This window comes from Streptomyces sp. NPDC029151, assembly GCF_055564315.1.
Genome location: NZ_JBVHWQ010000002.1, coordinates 833283 through 858653 on the forward strand (window position 1 = coordinate 833283; position 25371 = coordinate 858653).

The window sequence follows — 25371 nt, forward strand, 5'->3', positions numbered from 1 at the left end:
TCCGGTGTGCCGAGTGCGTCGAGCGCGTTGTGACGGGTGTGATGTGTCTTTTCCCGCAAGGGAGTTGGCCGGAACCGGTGCAAAGGCGCCCTGGCGGGTTTCCGCCAACCTCGGTGGACGTCCCGCCGCGCACCGCCGGTCGTGTGACTCCGGTGGCACCGTCCGTAACATGGGCGGTGTCACTGGTCAGGTACGACGGGGAGCGGACACCGCGATGGACGGATTGGTGGAGTTCAGGACCGAGGACGGTGCGCTCGTCGTCGTGGAGGGCGCCGGCACCACCCGGTCGGGGGCCCGCCTCGTCTCGCGCGGCGACGGACCCGCGCAGGCCGCGCGCACCTTCGAGGGCGCGCTGGACGGCGTCCGCGCGGCGGCGGTGGCCGCGCTGCGGGTCTTCCGGGACGGCAGCCTGCGTCCCGACGCGGTGGAGATCGAGTTCGGCGTACGGCTGTCCGCCGAGGCCGGGGCCGTGATCGCGAAGGGTTCGGCGGAGGGCCACCTCGTCGTCAAGCTCAGCTGGTCGCCGGGGCAGCAGCCGGAGCGGACCGCGCCCGGGGAGTCCCGGCCGGGCGTACCCGAGCAGACCGTGCCGGCCGTGCCCGACCGGAGCGTCCCGGCCGCACCCGATCAGAGCGCGCCGACCGTGCCCGGGCAGACCGTGCCGGCGCCCGCCGTGTCCGGCCCGGGAACCGCCGTGTCCGGCCCGGAGTCCGCCGACCGGTGATGCACAGCGCCGCCTGGCACGCCCGCATCGCCTGCGGCGACGAGGTGGGGGCCGGCTTCCTGGTCACCGGCCGCCGGGTGCTCACCTGCGCCCATGTCGTCCGGTGCAGCGACCGGGCGGCGGTCACGGTGTCCTTCCCGAACGCCCGGGGGCTGGGCGAGCTGACCGCCTCGGTCGTCGTGCACGGCGGCTGGGCGGGCGCGGTCACCGACCCCGGCGATGTCGCCGTACTCGAACTGGACCGTGACGTCCCGCTCGCCCCGGCCGGATTCGCGCCGCCCCAGGCCGCGTACACCGAGCCGTACCCCAAACTGGTCGCGTACGGCTTCCCCGAGGGGTACGACGAGGGCACCCTCGCCGAGTACCAGGCGGTGTCGGGCCAGTTGATCGCCGGCGAGTGGCTGGAGCTGGTGGCGTGGAACGGGCACGGGCAGCCGCTCGTGGGCGGGTTCAGCGGGGCGGCGGCGACGCTGCCGGACGGCAGGGTGGCCGGCATGGTCACCGCGGCCTCGGACACGCCGGAGGTGCGCAAGGGCCGCATGCTGCCGCTGGACGTGATGGCCCGGTACTGGCCCGCGCTGGGCGAGCTGGTGCCCGGCCCCGGCCACCGGCACGACGCCCGCGGGTGGCTGGACGGCCTGCTGCGCCGGGCCGCCGCCGCGTCCGAGCGGGTGTGCGACCCGAACCGGCTGTACGTCGACGCGGTCGGCGCCTTCGGGCCGCCGCTGCCCCCGGGCGGCTTCCCCTCCCTGGGGGCGGCGGCCGCCTATGTGCAGGGCGAGGTCCCGGACCCGGAGGCGGTCACCCGGTTCGCGGGCCGGCTCCGGGAACTGCTGGACGGGGAAGGCGCGTTACGGCCCCCGGCGGGCCCGGCGGCCGCCCCGGCCCCGGCAGCCCCGCCGGCCCCCGACGCCGCCCCGTCGGCGGTCCCGTCGGCGGTCCCGTCGGCGGTCCCGTCGGCCTCCGCGGCGTCCGACGCGCCGGCCTGGTCCCCGGTCGTCGTGGAGATCGACCACAGCGGCGCCGGTCCCGACCAGGTCACCGTGGAGGTGTCGGCGTACCGCGACGGCCGGCGCCGGCCGGTGGGCGCCCGCCGGCTGCCGCGGAACGCGGTGCGGGCCTACGTCCAGAACCGCATCGACGAGGCCGTGGCCCACCTCGCGCCCGACGCCGACGAACTGGTGACCTTCGTGCTGCCGCGCGAGTGGCTCAACGAGGCGGTGGCGCACTGGGAGTGCGGCGCGGACGACAGCACGCCCCTCGGCTGCGCCTACCCCCTGGTGGTGACCGACCGCGCCCGCCACCACAGCGGCCGGCTGCGCCACCAGCTGCGCAAGAAGTGGCAGAAACTGGACGCGGGCGGGGCGGTCGAGGTGCACCGCGTCGAGTGCGGCACCCGGGAGCGGCCGCAGAGCCTGCGCAAACGCCTGTGGGACGGCGAGGCCGGGCTGGCGGGGTTCACGGTCCCGCCCACGGCGGCCCGGCAGCACTTCGAGGTCGGCCTCCATGTCCCCGTCCCCGTCCTGCTGTGGCCCCGGACCGGCTCCGGCTGCCCCGGCCACGAGGACGACGCCCCCTGCCCCGACCCCCCTGCCGGGGAGCCGTCCTGCCCCGGCACCGCGTTCCTCGACCAGCTCACCGCCTCGGTCACCGGCGTTCCGCCCGCCGAACTCCCGCGACACATCCTGTCGTTGAGGCTCACCGCGGACGCCGCCGAGGAACCCGACCGGCACTGGGCGAGAGACCTCCAGCTGCTGTGGGACGACCCGCGCTGCTTCCCCGAGACCACCGCGAGTCTGCACTCGCCCGTCGCCTGACCGACCGTACGACCGAACCGCCCACGGAGAAGAAGAGCCCATGCCCCTGTGGCCCGTCTACACCGGTACGAACGAGCCGCACGACGGCATCACGAAGCTGCCCCCGCCGCCGCCCTGGCGGGCCTTCGACGGCGGTCCGGTGCTCCCGGCGCCGGACGCGGCCGCCGACGCCTCCGCCGTCTCCCCCGACCGCACCCACCGCGCCGAGACGTACCAGGCCACGCGGGAGACGGTCCAGCTGGTCAACGCGGCCCTGTACCTGCGCCGTCCGCTGCTGGTCACCGGCCCGCCCGGCACCGGCAAGTCCTCGCTGGCGTACGCGGTCGCCCGGGAGCTGCGGCTCGGCCCGGTGCTGCGCTGGAACATCACCAGCCGCAGCACCCTCCACGACGGCCTCTACCAGTACGACCCGCTCTCCCGGCTGTACGCGGCCCGGCAGGAGGCCGGCCGGACCGCCTCCAGCCGGGCGGAGGGCACCGAGGGCAGGAAGGACACGGAGGGCGCGAAGGGCACGGAGGGCACCGCGGGCACGGAGGACCGGTCGGGCATCGAGCACCACCTGCGGCTGGGCCCGCTCGGCACCGCGCTGCTGCCCTACGGCCGCCCCCGCGCGCTGCTCATCGACGAGATCGACAAGAGCGACCTCGACCTGCCGAACGACCTGCTGAACGTGCTGGAGGAGGGCCAGTACGAGATCCCCGAGCTGGTGCGGACCTCCCGGCTCACCCCGGACGGTGTCGCCGAGGTGCTGGCCGACGGCACCGACGAGCGGGTCCCGGTGGCCCGCGGCCGGGTGCGCTGCCGGGCCTTCCCGTTCGTCGTCCTCACCAGCAACGGCGAGCGCGAGTTCCCGCCCGCCTTCCTGCGCCGGTGCGTCACGCTGCACCTGCGCCAGCCGGACGACCTGCACCTCGCCGAGATCGTCCGCGCGCACCTGGGCGAACCGGACGCGTACGCCCGCACCCTGATCGAGCGCTTCCTGTCCCGGTCGGGCGTCGGCGACCTGGCCACGGACCAGCTCCTCAACGCGATCTACCTGGCCCGCTCCGCCGACCTGGACGCCGAGTCCCTGGACCGGCTGGCCGAGCAGCTGATGCCGTACCTGGGGCCGACGACACCGTCCGATGTCTTCTGAACCCGCCGGGCCCGCCGAGCCGTCCGGCTCCCCGGATCCGCTGGTCCGCCTGGCCGACATCCTGGCCGCGGCGGCCCACGGGGTGCGCCCGAGCCCCCGGGAACTGGCCGAACTGCTCTGGCTGGCGCGGCAGATGGAACCGGCCCCCGTCGCGCCCGACGGCGCCGGCGGGGTGCCCTTGGAGCCGGTTCGCCCGCCCCGGGAGGCGGCGGCGGAGCCCGGACCCGTCCCGCCCCCGCAGGAGCGCACCCCGTCGCCCGAACCCCGCCCCGCCACCGGGCCGCCGTCCCGTGTCCCCCTCCACCTGCCCTCCCGCAGGCCGACGGCAGACCGGTCCCACAGCCCGCTGCTGGCCCCGGCGCCGCCGATGCTGCGCCACCCGCTCGCGCTGCAACGCGCACTGCGCCCGCTGGCACGCCGTGTCGACGCGCCCGTGGGCCGGGAGCTGGACGAACCGGCGACCGCCGACCGCATCGCCCGCCTCGGCGCCGACCCCGCCTGGTGGCTGCCGGTGCTGCGCCCCGCCCGGGAGCGGTGGCTGCGCCTGAACCTGGTGTACGACGCCGGGCCCACGATGCCGGTCTGGCGCCCCCTGGTCCGCGAACTGCACACGGTGCTGGCCCAGTCGGGCGCGTTCCGCACGGTCACCCTGTACCGGGCCGCCGCCGACGGCACCGTGCACGGACCCGACCCGCACGCCCCCTCCGACGGCCGGACCGTCACCCTGCTGATCAGCGACTGCATGGGCCCGCAGTGGCGGGAGGGCCCCGCCGGCACCCTGTGGTACGCCACCCTGCACCGCTGGGCGCGCCGGATGCCCCTGGCCGTCGTACAGCCGCTCCCGGAGCACCTGTGGCGGAACACGGCCCTGCCCACCAGCCCGGGCACCCTGTCGGCCCCGCACCCCGCCGCGCCCACGGCGACGCTCGCGTTCACGCCGTACGAGCGGCCCGAGACGGACGAGTTCACCGTGGCCGGCGCCGCCGTCCCGCTGCCCGTGCTGGAGCCGGAGCCGAGGTGGCTGGCGAACTGGGCGGCCCTGCTCACCACGCAGGGCGGAGCGGAGATCCCCGGCGCCGCCGCCCGGCTGGGCCGTCCCCTGCCGGGGGACGCCGAGGACCGCACGGACGTCGGGCTGCTGTCCGCCGAGGAGCTGGTCCTGCGGTTCCGGGCGACCGCGTCCCCCGAGGCGGTGCGGCTGGCCGGCCACCTCGCGGTGGGCCGCCCCGACCTGTCGGTGATGCGGCTGGTCCAGGCGGCGGTCACACCGGATCCGCGGCCCCGGCACCTGGCCGAGGTCATCCTCAGCGGCATGCTCACCACCGATCCGGGCGGGCCGCCCGGCTCCTACGCCTTCCGGGACGGCGTCCGCGAGCTGCTCCTCCTCGGCCTGCCCCGCACCGAGCGCCACCGCACCGGCGAACTCCTCGACCGGATCGGCGAGTTCATCGACGACCGGGCGGGCCGCGCCCCGGGCGAGTTCCGGGCGGTGGTCCCCTCCCCGCGCGGGGCCGGCACGGCGGCGGAGACCGACCCGTTCGCCACGCTCAGCGAGGACAGCGTGCGACGGCTGTCGGCGGCCGGTCTCTCCGACAAGGCCCCGGGCGGGTTGTTCGCGGGGCGGTACCGGCTGGTGCGGCGGACGGGGGACACCGGCTGGCTCGCCGAGGACACGCGGCAGGACGGCGTCCGTGTCGTCCTGCTCCGGTACCCGCCGGGGCCGTCCCCCGCCGCGTTCACCGATCTCTGCCGGCAGCTCGGCGAGATCCGCCACCCCGGCATCGCGCGGGTTCGCGACCACGGCTTCGCCGACGGTCGTCCGTACCTCGTACGGGACTTCGTGGCCGGCCGGACGCTGCGGCAGCGCCTCGATGACGCCGGGGGCGGTCTGCCCGCGGCGGAGGTCACCGCCCTGATCCCGCGGCTGACCGAAGCGGTCCTGGCCCTGCACGCGCAGGAGGGGCCGCGCGGCGTGCCGGACACCCGCTCCGTCGTCCTCACTCCCGACGGGCCGGTGCTGACCTGCCTGGACTCCGCACCGCTGGTCCACGGGAGCCGTGACGAGGCCCTGCACGCGCTCGGGGTGATCCTGCGGGCCCTGCTCCGCGACGGCTCCGGCCCGCTCGGGGCGGAGCTGGAGGAGGCCGTCGCCGCGCTTCTCTCCGGCCTGCCGCACACCCGGCGGCAGGCCGTCGAGCGCCTCCTCCGCCTCGGCCCCCTCCGCTTCTCCCTCCTCGGACCGCTGGAGGTCACGCGCGGCGGCCGCCCGCTCGACGTCGCCGACCCCCACGACCAGGCCGTCCTGTGCATGCTGCTGCTGCGGGAGGGCCGGCCCGTCGGCGGGGAGGAACTGGCCGCCGGACTCTCGGACGAACCCGGGTCCGGCACCCGCTCACCCGACACGTCCCTCACCCGCCTCCGCCACCTCCTCGGCCCGGACGTCCTGACCACCGACGGCGGCTACGCCCTCCGCCTCGACCACGTCTGCGCCCCCGACGACGTCGACGTCTTCCGCCTCCGCCGGCTGGTCGCCGAGGCCGAGCGGGCACGGGCCGACGAGGACCCGGCCCGTGCCCGCGAACTCGCTATGGCCGCCCGGGACCTGTGGCGGGGCGAGCCCCTGCCCGGGGTGCCCGGCCCGGCCGCCGGAGCCGCCCGGTCCTGGTTCGGCACCCTCCGGCGCCGTGCGCTCGACGTGATCCTGGCCGCGGCCGAGCACCCCGTCCACCGCTCCGCGCCCCCCGTCCACGGACCCGGGACCCCCGCCCACCGCCCCGGGATCGCCTTCACGGCCGACGACCTCACCGGCCGCCCCGAAGCCCGGATCACCCTCGAAGCCGCGGTCCACGAGATCCTCTCGCGTGGTGCGCTGAGCCCCCGGCAGTACGAGGTGGACGTCCGGCCGGACGGTTACCTGGTGCGGGCCGAGCCGGGGGCGTACCTGCTGCCCGTTCTCGTCGCCGTGCTGCGCGAGCTGCCCCACGCGCTGACCCGGCTGACCGATCCCCCGCGGCTGCGGGTGACGTTCGGGCAGCCGCCCGCCCGGCCGCCGCAGGCGGCGGCGGACTGCGTGGTGGTCGTACCGCCCGCCCTGTACGACGACTTCGCCGCCAGCTCCGCCGCCCGGCGCTCCCCGCGGTTCCGGCCGGTGTTCGGCGACAGCGCGCCGGACAGCCCGCCGGCCGCCTGGTACTGCCTGCTCGGGGCGGGGCCGGCGGACGCCGGGGAGCGTGACCTGGTGCAGGGGCCGTTCATCACGCACGACCTGCGGGAGCTGGGCGTGCCCACACCGGGCCGTACGGCGGTGGTGCACACCCGGCCCGGCGGCCCGCTCACGCTGCTCGACCCGATCCAGCCGTACGGCACGCGTCCGCCGCGTCCGGAGACGTACTACACGGTGGATCTCGCCCCGCACGAGGCCCGGCAGATCGTGTCCCTGCCGAGTTCGGGGAAGGGCGCGTTCCAGGCCGCGGTGAAGCTGTCCTGGCGGGTCGAGGACCCGGTGGCGTTCGTCCGCGCCGAGGCCGACGGTGTCCGCGGGCTGCTGCTGGAGCATCTGCGGGCCGCGGCGGCCCCGGTCACCCGCCGTTATCCGCTGCGCCGGGCGGGCGCGGCCCAGCGGGCGGTGAACGCGGGGGTGGACGGCTGGCCGGTGCCGGGGCTCGCCGTGTCGTACACGGTGCAGCTGGTGCCGGAGTGGGCGCCCGCGCCGGAGGCGGAGCCACCGGTGCCGTCACGGCGGCGGCTGTCGGCGCTGCTCGGCGACGCGGAGACGGTGCTGGTCGGCTTCGACGGGCCGCTGGCCCGGCTGTTCCCGGCGCAGACGGCGCGGGAGGCCGTGCTCGACCTGCTGTCGGTCGTGGCCGACCACCGCGGTCCGCAGGCCGCCCTGGCGGGCCGGCCGCTGCCGGTGGCGGGCGCGCCAGGCCAGGAGGCGTTCCCGCACCCGCTGGACCTGCTGCGGGCCTTCGCCCACGACCGGCTCGGCCCGCTGCTGCGGGCGCGCCTCGACGAGCTGGAGCTGCGGGCCGTGCCGGACGCGCCCACGACGCACCGCTCCCTGGCGCTCGTCCGTGCCCTGCACCGGTCCGGCCGCCGGGTGAGCGTGGTGACGGACGTGTGCACGCCGGCCGTCCACCGCTATCTGGAGCCCTACCGGCTGCCGCTCGCGGGCATCCACGGCCGCCGTGACGACCTGAGCCTGCTGACGCCCCATCCGGACTGTCTGCTGCGCGCCCTGCGGGTGCGCGGTACGCCGTCCCGCTCGGGGGTGCTGATCAGCTCCTCGGTCGCCGAGGTCACCGCCGCCCAGCAGCTCGGTCTGCGCTTCATCGGGTACGCGCCCGGCGCGGCCGGGCGGCGCGGTCTGCGGGAGGCCGGCAGCGAGGTGAACGTCTCGTCGCTGGAGCCGCTGCTGGAGGCCGTGCGCTCGCTGTGACCCGCCGACACACCGGTACGGCCCGGAAGTACGCCCGTTCAGCGGCACCCCGCCCGGGCGCGCACAGCGGGCGTCCGCCTCCCGCCCCGCGCAGGATGCCAGTGAGCCCGCCGAATCGGACGGGGCCCCATGGCCACCGCACTCGGGAGGATCCACCGTGACCGTCAGCCTGGAGCAGTTGCGCCGCTGCCACTTCGCCGTCGACCTGGGCGCGGCCCGCACCCGGGTGTATGTGAAGGGCGCCGGTCTGGTCGTGGATCAGCCCTCGGTCGCCGCCGTGAACATGCGCACCGGCGGGCTGATCGCCGTGGGCGAGTTCGCGGAGCGGATGACGGGACGCACCCCGGACTACATCAGGGTCGTACGGCCCATCTCCGGCGGCACGGTGGTGGACATCGAGATGGCCCAGCGGATGCTGCGGCACCTGCTCGGCGACAAGATGCGCCGGGCGCTGCGCCGCAAGGCCCGGCTGCGGGCGGCGGCCTGTGCCCCGCACGACGCGGATCCGCTGGCCCAGCGGGCGACGATCGAGACGCTGGTCGGGCTGGGGGCGCGCCGGGTGGAGCTGGTGGACACGCTGATCGCCGCCGCCGTGGGGTGCGGGCTGCCGGTGGAACGGCCCGAGGCCAGCATGATCATGGTGTGCGGGGCGGCGGCGACCCAGGTCGCGGTGCTCTCGCTGGGGTCCATCGTCGCCGCCGAGCGGATCCCGGTGGGCGGGGAGGCCGTGGACGCCGCGATCGTGCAGCACCTGCGGCACGAGCACGCGCTGATGCTGCCCAGTCAGGCGGTACGGCCGCTGCAGCTGGCGCTGTCCGGCGACGGGCTGTCCGCGAACGGCCCGGTGTCCGCCGAGATCCAGGGCCGGGACGTGGTGACGGGGCTGGCACGCAGTGTGCGGGTGGACACCGCGGCCGTGCGCGACGCGGTCCAGACCCTGCTCACGGCCGTCCTGGACGGCATCGGCAAGGTGCTGCGGCACTGCCCGCCCGATCTGGTGGCCGACCTCGCCGACCGCGGGATCACGATGGTCGGCGGCTCGGCGCTGCTGCCCGGGTTCGACCAGATGCTGCGGCGGGCCACCCGGATGCCGGTGCACATCGCCGAGCGGCCCGACGTGTGCGCGGCCCAGGGACTGGGCGCGATGCTGGAGGGCCGGATCGAGCCGCTGACGCTGAACCCGCTCGCGGCCTGAGCGGCCCCGGGCGCGGGCGCCTCAGCGGCGCAGGTGGCACCGGATGGTCGTGCCCCGCGCACCGGTGTGGGTCCGCACCAGGTCGGCGAGGAGGTTGACCATCAGCAGCCCGCGTCCACCGCGCTGGTCGCGGCTCGCGGGGCGGCGGCCGGCCAGGGGGTCGGTGAGGCGGCCCTTGTCACGGACCTCGCACAGCACGTACCCGTCCTCGGGCCACACCGTGAGCACGCCCGTGCCGCCGCCGTGGACCACGCTGTTGGTGGTCAGCTCGGCGGTGATCAGGGCCAGGTTCTCCAGGGCCAGGCCGGCCAGGCCGAGGCGGGCGCCGTGGTCGGTGGCCAGGTGCCGGACCGCGGACAGGGAGTCCTCGTCGAAGGCGGCCTCGAACACGTCCGGGGCGGCGCCGGGGGCGGGCGGCAGCGGCTCGTTGTAGCGGGCGATCACCCCCTCGGGGTCGTAGGCCGCGCTGGGGTGCCGCGCACCGGAGCCGGCCGGGACGACGACGGGGTGGGTGGCGTACGCGTCGGCGAGCGCGCGCTCGTCGAGGCGGGCGGTGTCGTAGGGGCACAGGATGGTGACCCGGCGCCCCCGGAACGCGGCGTTGATCAGCGCCTCGTGCTGGACGCAGGCCGGGTACTCGACGGGGCTGCGGCCCGCCCAGACCGGCTCGCCGATGATGTGGACCCGTCGGCCGGGCGGCTGGGCGTCGGCGAAGGCGCGCAGCACCCCGGGGATGATCCGGCCGGGGTTGCGGCCGGCCTCCCGCATGTCCAGCCAGCGCACGGCGGCGCCGTCGGCGCCCAGCTCGTCCTGGATCAGCCGCAGGTTCTCGCCGGGGACGGCGACCGCGACGGGTTCGTCCGCCTCCAGCGCCGCCCGCACGAAGGGCACGGTGCCGGCCAGGTACTCGTGCGTGGCGCCGTAGAACAGGGCCGGGTGCACGAACGGCTCGGCGGATCCCGCGGTTTCGGCCGTCCCGGTCGTCACGTGGCCACCTCGATCCCGGGCAGGCCGGGCCACAGCAGGTCCAGCATGCGTGGCACGGTGTCCGGCGGCCGGTCCAGCACCAGGCGCCGCCGGCCGCCGAGGCTGCGGGCGGCGTCCGCCAGCGCGCCGACACCGGCGACGTCGACGAAGGTCAGCGCGGAAAGCTCCAAGTAATACACGTCCTCGCCCTCGCGAACGGCCCGGTCCAGCGCGCGTTCCCAGATGCGGCGCGTGGGCAGGCTCACCTCGCCCGCCGCCCGGAATCCGGTCCGTCCGGCCAGCGGCTGCACATCGAGCCGCGGCGTCATGGGCTGCGGCACGGCGACGGCCGGCGGGGGCCACGCCGGCTCGGGTCCGCTCACGTCGTCTCCCAGCGCACAGGTACTTGAGTGCCCAGTATGCGCCCCCATCCCCGGAAAGCGGGTGTCGGTCGCGGCACCGAGGGCAGGCGAGAGGTGAACGACGAACGGCGGAGCGGAACGGAGACATGAGCTCAGCGGCAGGCGCCTCGCACCCCGGACGGCCCGTCCCCCTGGCCGTCGAGGGCCGTACGGAGGGCGGCCGGGCCCTGCTGACCGCGCACGGCGAACTGGTCCACGGCTGCGCGGACACCGTCACCGGGGCGCTGACGGCCCTCCCGGCGGACGCCCGCGGGGTCGAACTGGACGTCTCCGGGGTCTCCTTCCTGGACACGGCGGGGCTGGCCGCCCTGGACACGCTGAGCGCGTACGGCCGCCGGCACGGGCTGCCGGTACGGGTCACCGGCTGGCAGGGGCAGCCGCGCCGGGTGCTGGAGCTGGTGGGACTGGATCCCGAGGACCCGTTGGGTGCCGCCCGGTCCGCGGACGTGTCCGGCCGGGGCGCGTCGGCGGTGGCGCGCGAGCGCGCCGAGCAACTGGACATGCTGCGCCTGGAGATAGAGCAGCTGCGGCACGCGATGGACTCGCGACCGGTGATCGACCAGGCCCGCGGCATCCTGATGGCGGCGCACGGCTGCACCCCGGAACAGGCGTGGGAGATCCTGCGGGAGGCGTCCCAGCGGTGCAACACCAAGCTGCGGCGGGTGGCTTCGGCGGTCACGGCGAGCGCGGCGCCGGACGGACCGGCCCCGCCGGAACCACTGCGCACGGCGCTGGCCGCGGCGGCCCGCCGGGTCAGTACGGCAGGATGCGCCCCGAGGGAGTCCTGCGGTCGATCTCCTGCCCGCGCGGCGCGGCCGGCCGCCGGCTGACACGCACCCGGATCCGACGGTCCATGACGCCCTCCTCCTGCCGACACCGCCCGGCTCGACGCCGGTAGGAGGTGCGTGCCCAGGACCCGGCCGGTTCAAGCCTGTACGGGCCAAGTCATGACGTCGTCACGGTGGTTGGCCGTGCGCCCCTAGCGGGTCAGGTACCGGGCGAGGACCGGGTCGAGCTGGGCCAGCCAGGCGGTCAGCCGGGCCCTGCGGCGGGCGTTCAGCTCGCAGGAGTACACCCCGCCGTCCCACAGCCGCACGGTGACGGTGAGGCGGTGGCCGCGCCAGTGGCGTTCGACGTGGGCGATCTCCGCCCAGGGGAAGTCGGCGGCGGCGCCCGCCACTTCGAGGAGCACTCCGGCGGCGCCCACGACCACGCCGGACTGCGCGTCGGCGAGCACGGCCTCCGAACTGCCGTAGCCGCCGCCGTACGGCACGGGCGGCGGCCCGAACCCGGGCGGCGGCGGGGCGACGGGCTGCGCGGGCAGGTACGGGGGTGTGGCGGGCTGCGCGGGCAGGTGCGGGGGTGTGGCGGGCTGCGCGGGCGGGGCGAAGGCCTGCGGGGTGAACGCGTGGGCCGGCGCGGCCGCCTGCGGGGGTGTCGGCGGCCGCGGGGGTGCCGCCGCCTGCGGAGGTGTCGCCTGCGGAGGTGTCGTCCGCGGCGTGGCGAGGACGGTCGGCGGGTACGCCGGTGCCGGGTCCGTCAGCCGGTCCAGCAGCGCGGTGGGCGTCGGCCGGTCCGCGGGCTCCTTCGCCAGGCACGCCGAGACCAGGTCCGCCAACGCGGCCGGTACGGCGGACAGGTCCGGCGGCTCGTGCACCGAGCGGTACATCAGCCCCATCGGCGTGCCCTCGCCCCAGGCGGCGCCGCCCGCCGCCGCGACCAGCACGGCACCGAGGGCGAACACGTCGGCGGCGCCGGTCACATCGTGGCCGAGCGCCTGTTCCGGAGCGAGGAATCCGGGGGTGCCGAAGGCGGTGCCGGTGGCGGTGAGGCGGGTGGACTCCACGGCCCGGGCGATGCCGAAGTCGAGGACGCGGGGCCCGTCGGCGGCCATGATGATGTTGCCGGGCTTGAGGTCCCGGTGCACCAGGCCGCAGGAGTGGATGGACTCCAGCGCCTCGGCGAGGGCGGCGCCCAGGGACCGCAGCCGGGGCTCGTCCATGGCGCCCTCGGCGGCGAGCCGCTCGGCGAGGGTGGGGCCGGGGATGTAGGCGGTGGCCAGCCAGAGCGGGTCGCCGTCGACGTCGGCGTCCACCACGGGCGCCGTGTGGAAGCCGCCGACCGCGCGGGCCGCCTCCGCCTCGCTGCGGAACCGCTCCCGGAACACGGGGTCGGCGGCCAGTTCGGGCTTGGCCACCTTCAGCGCGACGGCCCGCCCGCCGCGCGTCCGTGCGAGATAGACCGTGCCCATGCCGCCCTCGCCGAGCCGGCGCTCGACGAGGTATCCCCCGATGCGTTCCATGCGGACAAGTATGGCCGCCGGACCTGACCCGTCCATGCCCAGGCGGGTACGGTCCGGGTCCGGCGGCCGGTACGGCTCAGAGCACGATGTCCACGTCGTACGCGCGCAGCCACTCGTCGAGCTGGAGGGTCGTCTCCGGCGCGGCCCGGCTCATGCCCTCCTCCAGCGCCGCGGCCCCGTCCCGCCGTACCCGTGACCCCAGGTCGGGCGAGAAGAAGGGGTCGAGCGGGCCGGTTCCGGTGCGGACGAGGGCGGCGAGGCGCTCGCGCAGGGTGCGGTTGCAGGCCTCGGCCCGGATGGACGGGTACGGCGTCTTGACGCGCTGGGCGACCGCCGTGGGCAGCAGGTCCTTCATGGCGGCCCGCAGCAGGCTCTTCTCCCGGCCGTCGAAACTCTTCATCACCCAGGGGATGTTGAAGGTGTACTCGACCAGCCGGTGGCCGGCGAACGGAACGCGGACCTGAAGGCCGCAGGCCATGCTCATGCGGTCCTTGCGGTCGAAGAGGACCTGGGCGTGGCGGGTGAGGGCGAGGTAGGTGACCTCGCGGTAGCGGGCCTCGGCGGGGTCGTCCAGGTGCCGGCGGGCGTCGATCTCGTTCCCTACACCTACATGCTCACCGACCACGAGCTGACCGACCTGCTGACGGACCTCGGCCGCCGCCGCGCCGAGAGTGTCCTGCGCAACCACTCCGCCCCCGCGGGCCCTACCCGCGCCCCGCGATGGGCTTCGTCGTCCTCGACCCCACGGCCGGCGCGGGCACCGCCCCCGCCGACGCGGTGCTGGGCGCCGTCACGGTCGGGGAGGACGCGCGCCGCTTCCTGCCCAAGGCCGCGGCCAAGGCCGCCGCCCACCGGCGCCTCGGCGGCGACAACGGCACCCCGGTGCACACGGACCCGCACCTGCTCGGCACCGGCGCCTTCCGCTACGGGCACTCGGCCGAGGTGCGCGGCCTGATCGTCGCCGCCGGCTCCCGGAGCACCGACCAGGACCTGTACGAGGCCTCCCGGCTGGCCGCCGAACTCGTGGAGGAACTCGGCGCCCGCCACCGCGCCTTCGAGTGGCGCGCGGGCGAGGCCGACTGGCTCTCCCCCGCCGGCGACGTCCCGCCGGAGTACGAGGAGATGGTGTCCTGGTTCCCCGCGCCGGCGGCGTGACGGCCCCTCACCCGCCGGGCCGCGCCGGCACGGAGGCGGAACCCGTCAGGAAGGCGAGGGCCACGGCGGCCTCGCAGGCGATGCCCGCGGCGAGCACGTCCTCGTCGACGGTCATGCGGGGCGAGTGCAGCGACGGGGCCTCGTGCGGTGCCGTGTCCGGCGGGCACGCGCCGAGGAAGGCCAGCGCACCGGGCACGGCCCGCAGCACGTAGGAGAAGTCCTCCGCCGTCATCAGCGGGGCCGGCAGCACCTCCACCGCGTCGGCGCCGAGCGTGCCGGCGGCGGCGGACAGCACGAGGTCGGTGAAGGCGGCGTCGTTGACGGTGACCGGGTAGCCGGTCTCGACGGTCGTCTCCGCCGTCGCCCCGTGCGCGGCGGCCACGCCCCGGGCGACCCGGTCGATCACCTCGTGCAGCCGCAGCCGGGTCGGCGCGGCCAGCGTGCGCAGAGTGCCGGAGAGTTCCGCGGTGTCCGGGATGACACCGGTGGCGGTGCCCGCGCTCAGCCGGATCACGCTCAGCACGGCACTGTCGTCGGCGGCCACGCCCCGGGTGACCGCCGTCTGCAGGGCGAGCACGATCTCGCAGGCCACCGGCACCGGGTCGCAGGCGGTGTGCGGGGCGGAGGCGTGTCCGCCGCGGCCCCGGACCACGACCCGGAACCGGTCGGAGGCCGCCATCTGCGGCCCGGGCCGCAGCCGTACCGTCCCGGCCGGCAGGTTCGGGTGCACGTGCAGGGCGAACGCGCCGTCCACCCGGGTGCCGGACGCCTCCAGCACCCCCTCCTCGATCATCCGCCGGGCGCCGTGGTGGCCCTCCTCGCCGGGCTGGAACATGAACACCACCCGCCCGGGAAGCGTCTCCCGCCGCCCGGCCAGCAGCCGTGCCGCGCCCACCAGCATCGCCGCGTGGACGTCGTGCCCGCAGGCGTGCATCAGCCCGTCGTTCCGCGAGGCGAACGGCAGCCCGGTCTCCTCGGTGACGGGCAGCGCGTCCATGTCGGCCCGCAGCAGGACCGTCGGCCCGTCGTCCGCGCCGGCGAGGACCGCGGTGACGGAGGACAGCCCGCGCCCGGTACGGACCTCGAGACCGAGCCCGTCGAGCGCGTCGAGGAGCAGCCGCTGGGTGCGCGGCAGTTCGAGCCCCGGCTCCGGGACCCGGTGCAGGGCGCGGCGCAACTGAACGGCCCCGGGGGCCAGCCGGCGCGCCTCACCGAGCAACTCGGAACCGGCGACGGCGCCGGCGGGGGCGGCGTACGGGTCCGCGTCCGACGCGCCACGCGCGGCCCGAGGCGGAGGCGTCATGGATCTCTCCTTCCCGGGCCCGGCCCGGCGGCGGCGTGACCCCCCGGGGCGGCGCCCGGGGAGGCGGCACCCCCTCACCGCGGGGACCACGGGGAGGCGCTACTCCCTCACCGTAGGGACGGCGCGGCCGTGCCGGACAGTCCCCCGCGGCCCCGGCGCCGGGATCCGGCCGGCGGCGGCCGCCTGCAGGATGACGGATTCCGCGCCCCGACCGGAGCCCGGCGCGCTGACATGATGGGACGGGAACCTGATGGACCCGAGTGGAATACCGTCCACGGGACCGGGCGAGTCACCTCGCGCCGTGGCGCGCACGCTCCTCGGAAGCGGGAAAGCCCCCTCCGGCACGAGGGGGCTGACACTGTCTCGCAGCTGAAAACGTTCCTGCGCCGAAGCGCCTCGGTGGGGCGGGTGGGACTCGAACCCACGGCCGACGGATTATGAGTCCGCTGCTCTAACCGGCTGAGCTACCGCCCCATAGCGGCGTGTCGCGTACAAGTGTGCGCGCCGTCTGCCGCAGCATAGCCGCTCATACGATCTCCTGCCTCGGATGGTCGGCTTCCGCGCTGCTCATGACCTTGAGGACACCGCCGCGGGGGCGGCGGTTCCCGCCGACAGGGAACGGACATGAAAAAGGACCCCCAAGGGGTCCCAGTTCACTGCGCTCCCCCGACTGGACTCGAACCAGTAACCTGCCGGTTAACAGCCGGCTGCTCTGCCAATTGAGCTACGGAGGACCGAAGCTCCCCCGACTGGACTCGAACCAGTAACCTGCCGGTTAACAGCCGGCTGCTCTGCCAATTGAGCTACGGAGGATCGCCTCGATTGCATCGAACGCACCTACCCGGGTATTCGCCAGGGGGCGGGCGCTCGCTGCGACACATACATTAGCGCAAGCAGGGGGGTGCTCCGCCAATCGGTACTCCCCGGCGCCAGCGCCGCACCACGAGACCTACACACGGGAAGGGTGGCAGCCATGCGCTACCGGCTCACGTTCCTCGGCGGACTGGCCCTCGGTTACGTACTCGGCACGAGGGCCGGACGCGAGCGCTACGAGCAGCTGAAGAAATCGGCCCGGCAGATCGCGCAGAACCCCGCGGTGCGCAACACCGCCGAGAGCGCGGCCCAGCAGGGCCGGGTCTACGCCGGCAAGGCGTTCCACACGGTCAGCGACAAGGTCGGCGACCGTGTCCCGGAGTCGGTGGCCCAGCGGGTCCGCTCACTGCGGGAACGCGGCGTCGACGGCAGCGGCGGGGACGACTGGGGCACGAGCAACACCTAGGGGGCGGGAACCCGCGCCCCGGCGGATCACAGTCACCCCCGCCGATACGGCAAAATTCCTTGGCATGGGGATAGTCGCCGGCTTGGACAGCTCACCGGAGTTCACGCGCATCGTGGTCTGCGACACCGACACCGGTGCCGTACTACGGCAGGGGTACGCCCCGCACCCGATGGAAGGACGTCCGAGCGACGTCGACCCGCAGGCCTGGCTGCTCTCCCTGGGGGAGGCGGCCGGCGGCGGCCTGCTGGAGGGCGTGCAGGCCATCGGGGTGGCGTCCCAGCAGAACGCGGTCGTGCCGCTGGACGCCCAGGGCAACACCGTCCGGCCGGCCATGGTCGGCGGGGACAAGCGCGCCCAGGTCGCGGCCGCCGACCTCGTGGACGCGCTCGGCGGCAAGGAGGCCTGGGCGCAGGCCGTCGGCTGTGTGCCGCAGGCGGCCCGGCCGGTCACCAAGCTGCGCTGGCTCGCGAAGAACGAACCGGAGAACGCGCGGCGCACGGCCGTGCTGCTCCAGGCCCACGACTGGCTGGTCTGGCAGCTGCTCGGCCGGCCCGTGCGCCGGACCACCGACCGCGGCGGGGCCTCCGGCACCGGCTACTGGTCGGCGGCCACCGGCGCCTACCGGCCCGACCTGGTCGAGCTGGCGCTCGGCCACCAGGCGGTGCTGCCGGAGGTGATCGGCCCGGCCGACGCGGCCGGTACGACCCCGGAGGGGCTGCTGATCTCCGCCGGCACCGGGGAGACCATGGCCGCCGCGTTCGGGCTGGGGATCGGCCTCGGGGACGCGGTCGTGTCGCTGGGGGCGTCCGGCTCGGTGATGGCCGTGCACCCGGAGGCGCTCGCCGACCAGACCGGGATGATCACCTCGCTCGCCGACGCGACCGGCATGCACCTGCCGGTCGTCACCACCCTGAACGCCGTGCGCGCCCTGCGCGGCACCGCCGAACTCCTCGGTCTCCCGGACCTGGAGAGCCTGTCCGACCTGGCCATGAAGTCCACGCCCGGCGCGCACGGGCTGGTGCTGCTGCCCTACCTGGAGGGCGAGCGGACGCCGAACCTGCCGCACACCGCGGGGACCCTCGCGGGGCTGCGGCGCGAGTCGATGAAGCCCGAACACCTGGCGCGCGCCGCGTTCGAGGGCATGCTGTGCGGGCTCGCCGACGCGCTGGACGTGCTGCGCGGGCGCGGCGTGGAGGTGCGGCGCATCTTCCTGCTGGGGCCGGCCGCCGAGCTGCCCGCCGTGCAGGCCTCGGCGCCGTCGCTGTTCGGCGCGCAGGTCGTCGTCCCGCAGCCCGCGGACTACACGGCGATCGGCGCGGCCCGGCAGGCCGCCTGGGCACTCGGTGTGTCACAGGGCACGCTCGACCCGCGGACCCCGCCGGCCTGGCAGGGTGCGGCGGCGCAGGTGCTGGAGCCCGGTGAGGAGCTGGCCGTGGGGCAGGCGGTGCGGCAGCAGTTCACGGCGGTGCGGGAGCAGACGCACCCGGGGGCTTTCCGCTCTTAGCGCGAAGAGGGCGGCGGCCGGGTTAATCGCTTGAGGTAACGCGGGTGGAGTGTCCGACGATAGGGGCCAAGGGCAACCGTTCAGCCCCTGTCGCCGACTCCGAGAGACGTAGCGTGCTCATACGACTTCTGCGGACCTATCTCAGGCCCTACAAGAAACCCATCGCCTTGGTGGTGGTGCTGCAGTTCCTGCAGACCTGCGCCACCCTCTACCTGCCCACTCTCAACGCGGACATCATCGACAACGGTGTCGTGAAGGGGGACACGGGTTACATCCTGTCCTTCGGCGCCCTGATGATCGGCATCTCGCTGGCGCAGGTCGTGTGCAACATCGGTGCCGTGTACTACGGTGCCCGGACCGCCTCCGCGCTCGGCCGGGACGTGCGCGGTGCCGTCTTCGACCGGGTCCAGTCCTTCTCCGCGCGTGAGGTGGGTCACTTCGGTGCCCCCTCCCTCATCACCCGTACGACGAACGACGTGCAGCAGGTCCAGATGCTGGCCCTGATGACGTTCACCCTGATGGTGTCGGCGCCCATCATGTGCGTGGGCGGGATCGTGCTGGCGCTCGGCCTGGACGTGCCGCTGTCGGCGGTGCTGGTCGCGGTCGTACCGGTGCTCGGCGTCTCCGTGACGCTGATCGTGCGCCGGCTGCGCCCGCTGTTCCGGTCGATGCAGGTCCGGCTGGACACGGTGAACCGGGTGCTGCGCGAGCAGATCACCGGCAACCGGGTGATCCGCGCCTTCGTCCGCGACGGGTACGAGCAGGACCGGTTCGGGAAGGCCAACGCCGAGCTGACCGACATGCAGCTGGCCACCGGCCGGATGCTCGCCCTGATGTTCCCGATCGTGATGACGGTGGTGAACCTGTCGTCCATAGCGGTGGTGTGGTTCGGCGCCCACCGGATCGACAGCGGCCAGATGGCCATCGGCGACCTCACCGCGTTCCTCGCCTACCTGATGCAGATCGTCATGTCCGTGATGATGGCCACCTTCATGTTCATGATGGTGCCGCGCGCGGAGGTGTGCGCCGAGCGCATCCAGGAGGTCCTGGACACGGAGTCCAGCGTCGTGCCGCCGACGGCCCCCGTCACCGAGCTGCGCGCGCACGGACACCTGGAGATCCGGGGGGCGGGTTTCCGCTACCCGGGTGCCGAGGAGCCGGTGCTGAAGTCCGTCGACCTGACGGCCCGGCCGGGCGAGACGACCGCCGTGATCGGCTCGACCGGCAGCGGCAAGTCGACGCTGCTCGGACTCGTCCCCCGGCTGTTCGACGCCACCGAGGGCGAGGTCCTCGTCGACGGCACGGACGTCCAGCAGGTCGACCCGCGGCTGCTCGCCAAGACCGTCGGACTGGTGCCGCAGAAGCCGTACCTGTTCGCGGGCACGGTCGCCACGAACCTTCGCTACGGCAATCCGGACGCCACCGACGAGGAGCTGTGGCACGCGCTGGAGGTGGCGCAGGCCAAGGACTTCGTGAGCAGGCTGGAGGGCGGCCTGGACGCGCCGATCGCGCAGGGAGGCACCAACGTCTCCGGCGGTCAGCGGCAGCGGCTCGCCATCGCCCGCACGCTGGTGCAGCGCCCGGAGATCTACCTCTTCGACGACTCCTTCTCCGCCCTCGACTACGCCACGGACGCGGCCCTGCGCGCGGCGCTCTCCCGGGAGACCGCCGAGGCGACCGTCGTGATCGTCGCCCAGCGGGTGGCGACCATCCGGGACGCCGACCGGATCATCGTGCTGGACGAGGGCCGGGTGGTCGGCACCGGCCGGCACGCCGAGCTGATGGCATCCAACGAGACCTACCGGGAGATCGTGCTCTCCCAGCTGACGGAAGCGGAGGCCGCCTGATGGCCGGGCCCATGGGACGCATGATGGCCGGGGGCGGCCCCGACCAGCGCTCGATGGACTTCAAGGGGTCGGGCAAACGGCTCGTCGCCCAGTTCGGACCGGAACGGCTCACCATCTACGGCCTGCTGCTCTGCGTGGTCGTCAGCGTAGGCCTCAACGTGGTCGGCCCGAAGATCCTCGGCCGGGCCACGGACCTGGTGTTCGCCGGCATCATCGGCCGGGGGATGCCGGCCGGCGCCACCAAGCAGCAGGTGCTCGACTCCATGCGCGAGCGCGGCCAGGGCCGGATCGCGGACATGCTGGGGGGCACCGACTTCACCCCGGGCAAGGGCATCGACTTCGGCGCCGTCGGGGACGTCCTGCTGCTCGCGCTCGGCACGTTCCTGGTCGCCGGTCTGCTGATGGCGGTCGCGACCCGGCTGGTGAACCGGGCCGTGAACCGCACGATGTACCGGCTGCGGGAGGACGTGCAGACCAAGCTGTCACGGCTGCCCCTGTCGTACTTCGACAAGCGGCAGCGCGGTGAGGTGCTGTCCCGGGCGACCAACGACATCGACAACATCGGGCAGACGCTCCAGCAGTCGATGGGCCAGCTGATCAACTCGGTGCTGACCATCGTCGGCGTCCTCGCGATGATGTTCTGGGTGTCCTGGATCCTGGCGCTGGTCGCGCTGGTGACCGTACCGCTGTCGTTCGTGGTCGCCACCCGGGTCGGCAAGCGGTCGCAGCCGCACTTCGTGCAGCAGTGGCGCTCCACCGGCAAGCTGAACGCGCACATCGAGGAGATGTACACCGGGCACACCCTGGTGAAGGTGTTCGGCCGGCAGCGGGAGTCGGCGCAGCAGTTCGCCGAGCAGAACGAGGCGCTGTACCAGGCCGCTTTCAAGGCGCAGTTCAACAGCGGTGTCATGCAGCCGCTGATGATGTTCGTGTCGAACCTGAACTACGTGCTGGTGGCGGTCGTGGGCGGGCTGCGCGTCGCGTCCGGCTCCCTGTCCATCGGTGACGTGCAGGCCTTCATCCAGTACTCGCGGCAGTTCTCGATGCCGCTGACCCAGGTGGCGTCGATGGCGAACCTGGTGCAGTCCGGTGTCGCCTCGGCCGAGCGGATCTTCGAACTCCTGGACGCGGAGGAGCAGGAGGCGGATCCGGTGCCGGGCGAGCGGCCGGAGGAGCTGCGCGGGCGGGTGCGGCTGGAGCACGTGTCGTTCCGGTACGACCCCGAGAAGCCGCTGATCGAGGACCTGTCGCTGACGGTGGAGCCCGGGCACACGGTGGCGATCGTCGGCCCGACCGGCGCGGGCAAGACCACGCTGGTCAACCTGCTGATGCGGTTCTACGACGTGTCGGGCGGCCGGATCACGCTGGACGGGGTCGACATCCGGAGGATGACCCGGGACGAACTGCGGTCCGGGATCGGCATGGTGCTCCAGGACACCTGGCTGTTCGGCGGGACCATCGCGGAGAACATCGCGTACGGCGCCTCGCGCGAGGTCACCCGGGGCGAGATCGAGGAGGCGGCCCGGGCCGCGCACGCGGACCGGTTCATCCGCACCCTGCCCGACGGGTACGACACCGTGATCGACGACGAGGGCACGGGGGTCAGCGCCGGTGAGAAACAGCTGATCACCATCGCGCGGGCGTTCCTGTCCGACCCGGTGATCCTGGTGCTGGACGAGGCGACGAGCTCGGTCGACACCCGTACCGAGGTGCTGATCCAGAAGGCGATGGCCAAGCTGGCGGCGGGCCGTACGTCGTTCGTGATCGCCCACCGGCTCTCCACGATCCGGGACGCGGACACGATCCTGGTGATGGAGAACGGCTCCATCGTGGAACAGGGCGGGCACGCCGAGCTGTTGGCGGCGGACGGGGCGTACGCCCGGCTGTACAAGGCGCAGTTCGCGCAGGCGGTCGCCGAGGTCGACTAGCGCGTCCCTCCCGCGGACCGGCCGGACCAAAGGTGCGAGTCCCGCACACCGGCCCGGGCGGTCCGCGGGCCCGCCCCGGCCGTGGCGGCGGCCAGGGGGATCCGCGGGGAACCCCGTGAAACATTTCCCTCTCTCACCGCATCAATGAGGTGGACGCGCCACGCGATGCAAGGGGAGCAGATGGGACGACAGGCCAGGGCCGAGGAGTATGCGGAGTTCGCGGCCGTGCGGGCCGGACATCTGTACCGCGCCGCCTGTCTGCTGACCGCCGGCGACACGCATCTCGCCGAGGACCTCGTGCAGGAGACGCTCGGGCGGATCTACGTCCGCTGGGCACGCGTGGCGCGGGCCGACAACCCGGCCGCGTACGCGCAGACCGTGCTCACCCGCGCGTTCCTCGCCCATCAGCGGCGCCGCAGCAGCGGGGAGCGGGCGACCGGCACGCTGCCCGAGGTGGCGTACGCCGCCGGGGACACGCCGCTGCGGCTGACGCTGCTCGACGCGCTCGCGCGGCTGCCCGCGAAGGACCGGGCCGTCGTCGTCCTGCGGTACTGGGAGGACCGGTCCGTCCAGGAGACCGCCGATGCCCTCGACGCGAGCTCCGCCGCCGTACGGACCCGCTGCACGCGGGCGCTGGCCCGGCTGCGCGAGCTGCTGGGCGAGGACGTCGGCGCGTACGCCCGGCCCTGACACCGCGGTCCACCCGCCCCGCGTCACCCGACCCCTGTCACTCACCTCGCCGAAACGGTGGTTCCGCCATGCCTCACGACCAGCACAGCGACCCGCACAGCGACCCTTTCGAGGACCGGCTGTCCGCCGCCCTGCACCAGGCCGGCGGCGCCTTCGAGACCGACCGGGGCGCGCTCGCCGCGGCCGGCGCGCTGCGGGGCCGGCGGCTGCGGCTGCGGCGCCGGGCGGCCGTCGCCGGCGGCATCACCGGGGTGGCGCTCGCCGGAGCCTGCGGGGCGCTCCTCGTGCCGTGGGGGCACGCCTCCCCCGCCGCGCCGCAGCCGTCCTCCCTCGCCGCCGGCCCGCGTCCCGCCGGGACCCACGCGCCGGGCGTCGGCAAGGAGCGGATGATCCGGACCCTGGAACGGCTGCTCCCGCCGGGGAAGTCCGGCCAGGAGACGGGGCGCGGGTCCGAGGAGGGCCCCGCCGTCTTCCCGTTCGCCTCCGTCGTGTACGACGACGGCCACGGCGCCGCCGCCGTCTCCGTCAGCGTCAACCGCGTGGAGCCCGGCGGGACCGACGCGCGGCAGGCCGTCGAGTGCCCGGACAAGGTCTACGTCCCGTACGACTCCTGCGTCACCGACCACCTCACGGACGGCTCGGTGATCAGGGTCATGCGGGGCTACGAGTACCCGGACCGGCGTGCGGACACCAAGCTGTGGACCGCGGAGCTGGTCACGCCGGCCGGTCAGCACGTCGCCGTGTCGGAGTGGAACGCGCCCTCCGAGAAGGGTGCCGCCGTCAGCCGGGACGAGCCCCCGCTGGACCCGGCCGCCCTGACCCGGCTCGCGTCGGCCGAGGAGTGGCGGACCCTCGTGGACGCCCTCCCGCGCGACCCGCGCCGGCCCGCCCCCGATCCCACGGACCCCGGGGCCGGCCTGCACGCCCGCTCCCGGCTGCTGTCCCTGCTGCCCCGGGGGCTGAAGGTCGTCGGCAAGAGCCGTGACGACGGCGACTTCGCCTACGTCGTCGTCGACGACGGCAAGGGCAGGAGCCTGGTGCAGGTCAACGTGCAGCCGCAGCAGAACGGGGTCCGCGACGATCTCTTCGGCCCCGACGACGAGACGCTCGCCGACGGCACGCGGGTCGCCGTGCACCAGGGCCCCGGCGAGAAGGGCGGCGACGGCGTGGTCATGTGGACCGTCGACACGATGCGCAAGGACGGCTTCCGGGTCGTCGTCAGCGCCTTCAACTCCGGCTCGCAGCACGACTCCGCCACCCGGAGCACCCCGGCCCTCACCGTCGCGCAGCTCCGCGGGATCGCCCTCGACCGGCACTGGCGGAGCTGAGGCCCCCCGGCGCGGGGAGCCCCTCAGTCCAGATAGCCCCTCAGCTGGTCCGCGAAGGCGTGGTCGCGGAGCTTGCCGAGGGTCTTGGACTCGATCTGCCGTATCCGTTCCCGCGTCACGCCGAAGATGCGGCCGATCTCCTCCAGGGTGCGCGGGCGTCCGTCGACCAGGCCGTACCGGAGCTGGACGACCTTCCGCTCGCGTTCGCCGAGCGTGGACAGGACGGCCTCCAGGTGCTCGCGCAGCAGCAGGAACGCGGCGGACTCCACCGGGCTGGCCGCGTCACCGTCCTCGATGAGGTCACCGAGGGCGACGTCGTCCTCCTCGCCGACCGGGGCGTGCAGCGACACCGGCTCCTGGGCGAGGCGCAGGACCTCGGAGACCCGCTCGGGCAGCAGGTCGAGGTGGGCGGCGACCTCTTCGGGCGTCGGCTCGTAGCCCCGCTCCTGGAGCATCCGCCGCTGCACGCGCACGACCCGGTTGATCAGCTCCACCACGTGGACCGGGACGCGGATGGTGCGGGCCTGGTCGGCGAGTGCCCGGGACATGGCCTGGCGGATCCACCAGGTGGCGTAGGTGGAGAACTTGTAGCCGCGGGCGTAGTCGAACTTCTCCACGGCCCGGATCAGCCCGAGGTTGCCCTCCTGGACGAGGTCGAGCATGGTCAGGCCGCGGCCGACGTACCGCTTGGCCACCGAGACGACGAGCCGCAGGTTCGCCTCGATGAGCCGCCGCTTGGCCACGCGGCCCATGACGACGAGCCGGTCCAGGTCGAGCGCCAGCTGGCTGTCCAGGTCGGGGGTGCTGCCGAGCTTCTCCTCCGCGAACAGGCCCGCCTCCACCCGGCGGGCGAGTTCCACCTCCTCGGCGGCGGTGAGCAGCGGGATGCGGCCGATCTCGCGCAGGTACTGGCGGAACAGGTCGGCGGAGGGGCCGCCGGACTCGGGGCGCGCGACGACGGGAACCTCGACGGGTTCCTCCGGCTCGTCCGCGAGCGCGTCGGCGGGCGGCTCCGCCGTCTCCTCCGGCACGGCCTCCGGGTGCAGCGGGAGACGGCTCTGCGGGGGCACGGCCGTGAGGACGTCCGCCTCCGCGTCCGGCTCGTCCGGGGTGGTGCTGGTGGCGCTGGTCGTGCTGCGGGTCTGGGTGAGGGTCTGGGTCTGCACGGGGGGCGACCTCCAGGATGATCGCTGCCTGAAGGTGTGCGGCAGCGTGCGCTCCGAGGCTCGGGCACCGCCCCCAGTGTGGGGTACGACACAAGGCCGCCACGAGGGTCGTGCGGTGACTTTTTGCATCGGTCCGTGACGGAGCGGTTACGCAGCTCGTCGGACTATGCGC

At 74.8% G+C, this 25371-nt stretch carries 19 protein-coding genes and 3 tRNA genes; 13 read left to right on the forward strand and 9 right to left on the reverse strand.

The window, feature by feature from the left end; translation table 11 throughout:
* The first annotated feature begins 169 nt into the window (after positions 1 to 169).
* From ACZ4VF_RS11525 to ACZ4VF_RS11545, 5 genes are all read left to right on the forward strand, one after another.
* Complete coding sequence (locus ACZ4VF_RS11525) at positions 170 to 724, forward strand: CU044_2847 family protein (RefSeq protein ID WP_467925094.1); 555 nt, start codon at positions 170 to 172, stop codon at positions 722 to 724.
* Positions 724 to 2541: a VMAP-C domain-containing protein gene (locus ACZ4VF_RS11530; protein ID WP_467925623.1), complete on the forward strand. Its 1818-nt coding sequence runs from the start codon at positions 724 to 726 to the stop codon at positions 2539 to 2541. Before ACZ4VF_RS11525 ends, ACZ4VF_RS11530 begins: the two co-directional genes overlap by 1 nt.
* A 40-nt stretch (positions 2542 to 2581) precedes the next feature.
* Entirely contained in the window at positions 2582 to 3676 is a 1095-nt protein-coding gene (locus ACZ4VF_RS11535; protein WP_467925096.1) for an AAA family ATPase, read from the forward strand.
* A complete protein-coding gene (locus tag ACZ4VF_RS11540; protein ID WP_467925098.1) occupies positions 3666 to 8114 on the forward strand; it encodes an SAV_2336 N-terminal domain-related protein in 4449 nt (1482 codons plus the stop codon). The genes ACZ4VF_RS11535 and ACZ4VF_RS11540 overlap by 11 nt, the downstream gene beginning before the upstream one ends.
* Positions 8115 to 8271: 157 nt before the next feature.
* Entirely contained in the window at positions 8272 to 9309 is a 1038-nt protein-coding gene (locus tag ACZ4VF_RS11545) for a rod shape-determining protein (protein ID WP_467925100.1), read from the forward strand.
* Between the two features lie 21 nt (positions 9310 to 9330).
* Here ACZ4VF_RS11545 and ACZ4VF_RS11550 read toward each other — a convergent pair whose 3' ends face one another.
* Together ACZ4VF_RS11550 and ACZ4VF_RS11555 are read right to left on the reverse strand one after the other, a co-directional pair.
* On the reverse strand, positions 9331 to 10296 hold the full coding sequence (locus ACZ4VF_RS11550) for an anti-sigma factor RsbA family regulatory protein (protein ID WP_467925102.1): 966 nt from the start codon (positions 10294 to 10296) through the stop codon (positions 9331 to 9333).
* A complete protein-coding gene (locus ACZ4VF_RS11555) occupies positions 10293 to 10604 on the reverse strand; it encodes an STAS domain-containing protein (protein WP_467925625.1) in 312 nt (103 codons plus the stop codon). Before ACZ4VF_RS11555 ends, ACZ4VF_RS11550 begins: the two co-directional genes overlap by 4 nt.
* A gap of 179 nt (positions 10605 to 10783) precedes the next feature.
* Between ACZ4VF_RS11555 and ACZ4VF_RS11560 the strand changes: the two genes are divergently transcribed.
* Entirely contained in the window at positions 10784 to 11527 is a 744-nt protein-coding gene (locus ACZ4VF_RS11560) for an ANTAR domain-containing response regulator (RefSeq protein ID WP_467925104.1), read from the forward strand.
* 149 nt (positions 11528 to 11676) lie between these two features.
* Here ACZ4VF_RS11560 and ACZ4VF_RS11565 read toward each other — a convergent pair whose 3' ends face one another.
* On the reverse strand, positions 11677 to 12999 hold the full coding sequence (locus ACZ4VF_RS11565) for a serine/threonine-protein kinase (RefSeq protein WP_467925106.1): 1323 nt from the start codon (positions 12997 to 12999) through the stop codon (positions 11677 to 11679).
* A 76-nt stretch (positions 13000 to 13075) separates the two neighbouring features.
* The gene (locus tag ACZ4VF_RS11570; protein WP_467925108.1) at positions 13076 to 13687 is read right to left on the reverse strand and encodes an asparagine synthase-related protein; all 612 of its coding nucleotides are present in this window, start codon (positions 13685 to 13687) and stop codon (positions 13076 to 13078) included.
* A 32-nt stretch (positions 13688 to 13719) separates the two neighbouring features.
* On the opposite strand from ACZ4VF_RS11570, the gene ACZ4VF_RS11575 reads away from it, so the two are divergent.
* The gene (locus ACZ4VF_RS11575; protein WP_467925110.1) at positions 13720 to 14154 is read left to right on the forward strand and encodes a hypothetical protein; all 435 of its coding nucleotides are present in this window, start codon (positions 13720 to 13722) and stop codon (positions 14152 to 14154) included.
* Positions 14155 to 14161: 7 nt separating this feature from the next.
* Here ACZ4VF_RS11575 and ACZ4VF_RS11580 read toward each other — a convergent pair whose 3' ends face one another.
* From ACZ4VF_RS11580 to ACZ4VF_RS11595, 4 genes are all read right to left on the reverse strand, one after another.
* The gene (locus ACZ4VF_RS11580) at positions 14162 to 15457 is read right to left on the reverse strand and encodes a M20 metallopeptidase family protein (RefSeq protein ID WP_467925112.1); all 1296 of its coding nucleotides are present in this window, start codon (positions 15455 to 15457) and stop codon (positions 14162 to 14164) included.
* A gap of 400 nt (positions 15458 to 15857) precedes the next feature.
* Positions 15858 to 15931, reverse strand: a tRNA-Ile gene (locus tag ACZ4VF_RS11585).
* Positions 15932 to 16118: 187 nt separating this feature from the next.
* A tRNA-Asn gene (locus ACZ4VF_RS11590) sits at positions 16119 to 16191 on the reverse strand.
* Positions 16192 to 16197: 6 nt separating this feature from the next.
* Positions 16198 to 16270 (reverse strand) — tRNA-Asn (locus tag ACZ4VF_RS11595).
* 160 nt (positions 16271 to 16430) lie between these two features.
* On the opposite strand from ACZ4VF_RS11595, the gene ACZ4VF_RS11600 reads away from it, so the two are divergent.
* From ACZ4VF_RS11600 to ACZ4VF_RS11625, 6 genes are all read left to right on the forward strand, one after another.
* Complete coding sequence (locus ACZ4VF_RS11600; protein WP_467925114.1) at positions 16431 to 16736, forward strand: YtxH domain-containing protein; 306 nt, start codon at positions 16431 to 16433, stop codon at positions 16734 to 16736.
* Positions 16737 to 16800: 64 nt separating this feature from the next.
* On the forward strand, positions 16801 to 18240 hold the full coding sequence (locus ACZ4VF_RS11605; protein WP_467925116.1) for an FGGY family carbohydrate kinase: 1440 nt from the start codon (positions 16801 to 16803) through the stop codon (positions 18238 to 18240).
* A 113-nt stretch (positions 18241 to 18353) separates the two neighbouring features.
* Positions 18354 to 20087, forward strand: a complete 1734-nt coding sequence (locus ACZ4VF_RS11610; protein WP_467925118.1) for an ABC transporter ATP-binding protein — start codon at positions 18354 to 18356, stop codon at positions 20085 to 20087.
* Positions 20087 to 22015 carry an ABC transporter ATP-binding protein gene (locus ACZ4VF_RS11615; protein ID WP_467925120.1) on the forward strand — a complete coding sequence of 643 codons (1929 nt, stop codon included), beginning with the start codon at positions 20087 to 20089 and terminating at the stop codon, positions 22013 to 22015. The genes ACZ4VF_RS11610 and ACZ4VF_RS11615 overlap by 1 nt, the downstream gene beginning before the upstream one ends.
* A gap of 180 nt (positions 22016 to 22195) precedes the next feature.
* Positions 22196 to 22705 (forward strand): SigE family RNA polymerase sigma factor, encoded by a 510-nt coding sequence (locus tag ACZ4VF_RS11620; protein WP_467925122.1) that lies wholly within the window; start codon positions 22196 to 22198, stop codon positions 22703 to 22705.
* Between the two features lie 68 nt (positions 22706 to 22773).
* Positions 22774 to 24033: a hypothetical protein gene (locus ACZ4VF_RS11625; RefSeq protein ID WP_467925124.1), complete on the forward strand. Its 1260-nt coding sequence runs from the start codon at positions 22774 to 22776 to the stop codon at positions 24031 to 24033.
* A gap of 23 nt (positions 24034 to 24056) precedes the next feature.
* Here the strand turns inward: ACZ4VF_RS11625 and ACZ4VF_RS11630 are convergent, their stop codons facing one another.
* Positions 24057 to 25328: an RNA polymerase sigma factor gene (locus ACZ4VF_RS11630; protein ID WP_467925126.1), complete on the reverse strand. Its 1272-nt coding sequence runs from the start codon at positions 25326 to 25328 to the stop codon at positions 24057 to 24059.
* Between the last annotated feature and the right edge of the window lie 43 nt (positions 25329 to 25371).

What these genes read in the sequence shown, in the direction of transcription:
- ACZ4VF_RS11525 (WP_467925094.1), top strand. Translation starts at nt 170, where the DNA reads ATGGGCGGTGTCACTGGTCAGGTACGACGGGGAGCGGACACCGCGATG.
- ACZ4VF_RS11530 (WP_467925623.1), top strand. Translation starts at nt 724, where the DNA reads ATGCACAGCGCCGCCTGGCACGCCCGCATCGCCTGCGGCGACGAGGTG.
- ACZ4VF_RS11535 (WP_467925096.1), top strand. Translation starts at nt 2,582, where the DNA reads ATGCCCCTGTGGCCCGTCTACACCGGTACGAACGAGCCGCACGACGGC.
- ACZ4VF_RS11540 (WP_467925098.1), top strand. Translation starts at nt 3,666, where the DNA reads ATGTCTTCTGAACCCGCCGGGCCCGCCGAGCCGTCCGGCTCCCCGGAT.
- ACZ4VF_RS11555 (WP_467925625.1), bottom strand. Translation starts at nt 10,604, where the DNA reads ATGACGCCGCGGCTCGATGTGCAGCCGCTGGCCGGACGGACCGGATTC.
- ACZ4VF_RS11560 (WP_467925104.1), top strand. Translation starts at nt 10,784, where the DNA reads ATGAGCTCAGCGGCAGGCGCCTCGCACCCCGGACGGCCCGTCCCCCTG.
- ACZ4VF_RS11565 (WP_467925106.1), bottom strand. Translation starts at nt 12,999, where the DNA reads ATGGAACGCATCGGGGGATACCTCGTCGAGCGCCGGCTCGGCGAGGGC.
- ACZ4VF_RS11575 (WP_467925110.1), top strand. Translation starts at nt 13,720, where the DNA reads ATGGGCTTCGTCGTCCTCGACCCCACGGCCGGCGCGGGCACCGCCCCC.
- ACZ4VF_RS11580 (WP_467925112.1), bottom strand. Translation starts at nt 15,457, where the DNA reads ATGACGCCTCCGCCTCGGGCCGCGCGTGGCGCGTCGGACGCGGACCCG.
- ACZ4VF_RS11600 (WP_467925114.1), top strand. Translation starts at nt 16,431, where the DNA reads ATGCGCTACCGGCTCACGTTCCTCGGCGGACTGGCCCTCGGTTACGTA.
- ACZ4VF_RS11605 (WP_467925116.1), top strand. Translation starts at nt 16,801, where the DNA reads ATGGGGATAGTCGCCGGCTTGGACAGCTCACCGGAGTTCACGCGCATC.
- ACZ4VF_RS11615 (WP_467925120.1), top strand. Translation starts at nt 20,087, where the DNA reads ATGGCCGGGCCCATGGGACGCATGATGGCCGGGGGCGGCCCCGACCAG.
- ACZ4VF_RS11620 (WP_467925122.1), top strand. Translation starts at nt 22,196, where the DNA reads ATGGGACGACAGGCCAGGGCCGAGGAGTATGCGGAGTTCGCGGCCGTG.
- ACZ4VF_RS11625 (WP_467925124.1), top strand. Translation starts at nt 22,774, where the DNA reads ATGCCTCACGACCAGCACAGCGACCCGCACAGCGACCCTTTCGAGGAC.
- ACZ4VF_RS11630 (WP_467925126.1), bottom strand. Translation starts at nt 25,328, where the DNA reads ATGCAAAAAGTCACCGCACGACCCTCGTGGCGGCCTTGTGTCGTACCC.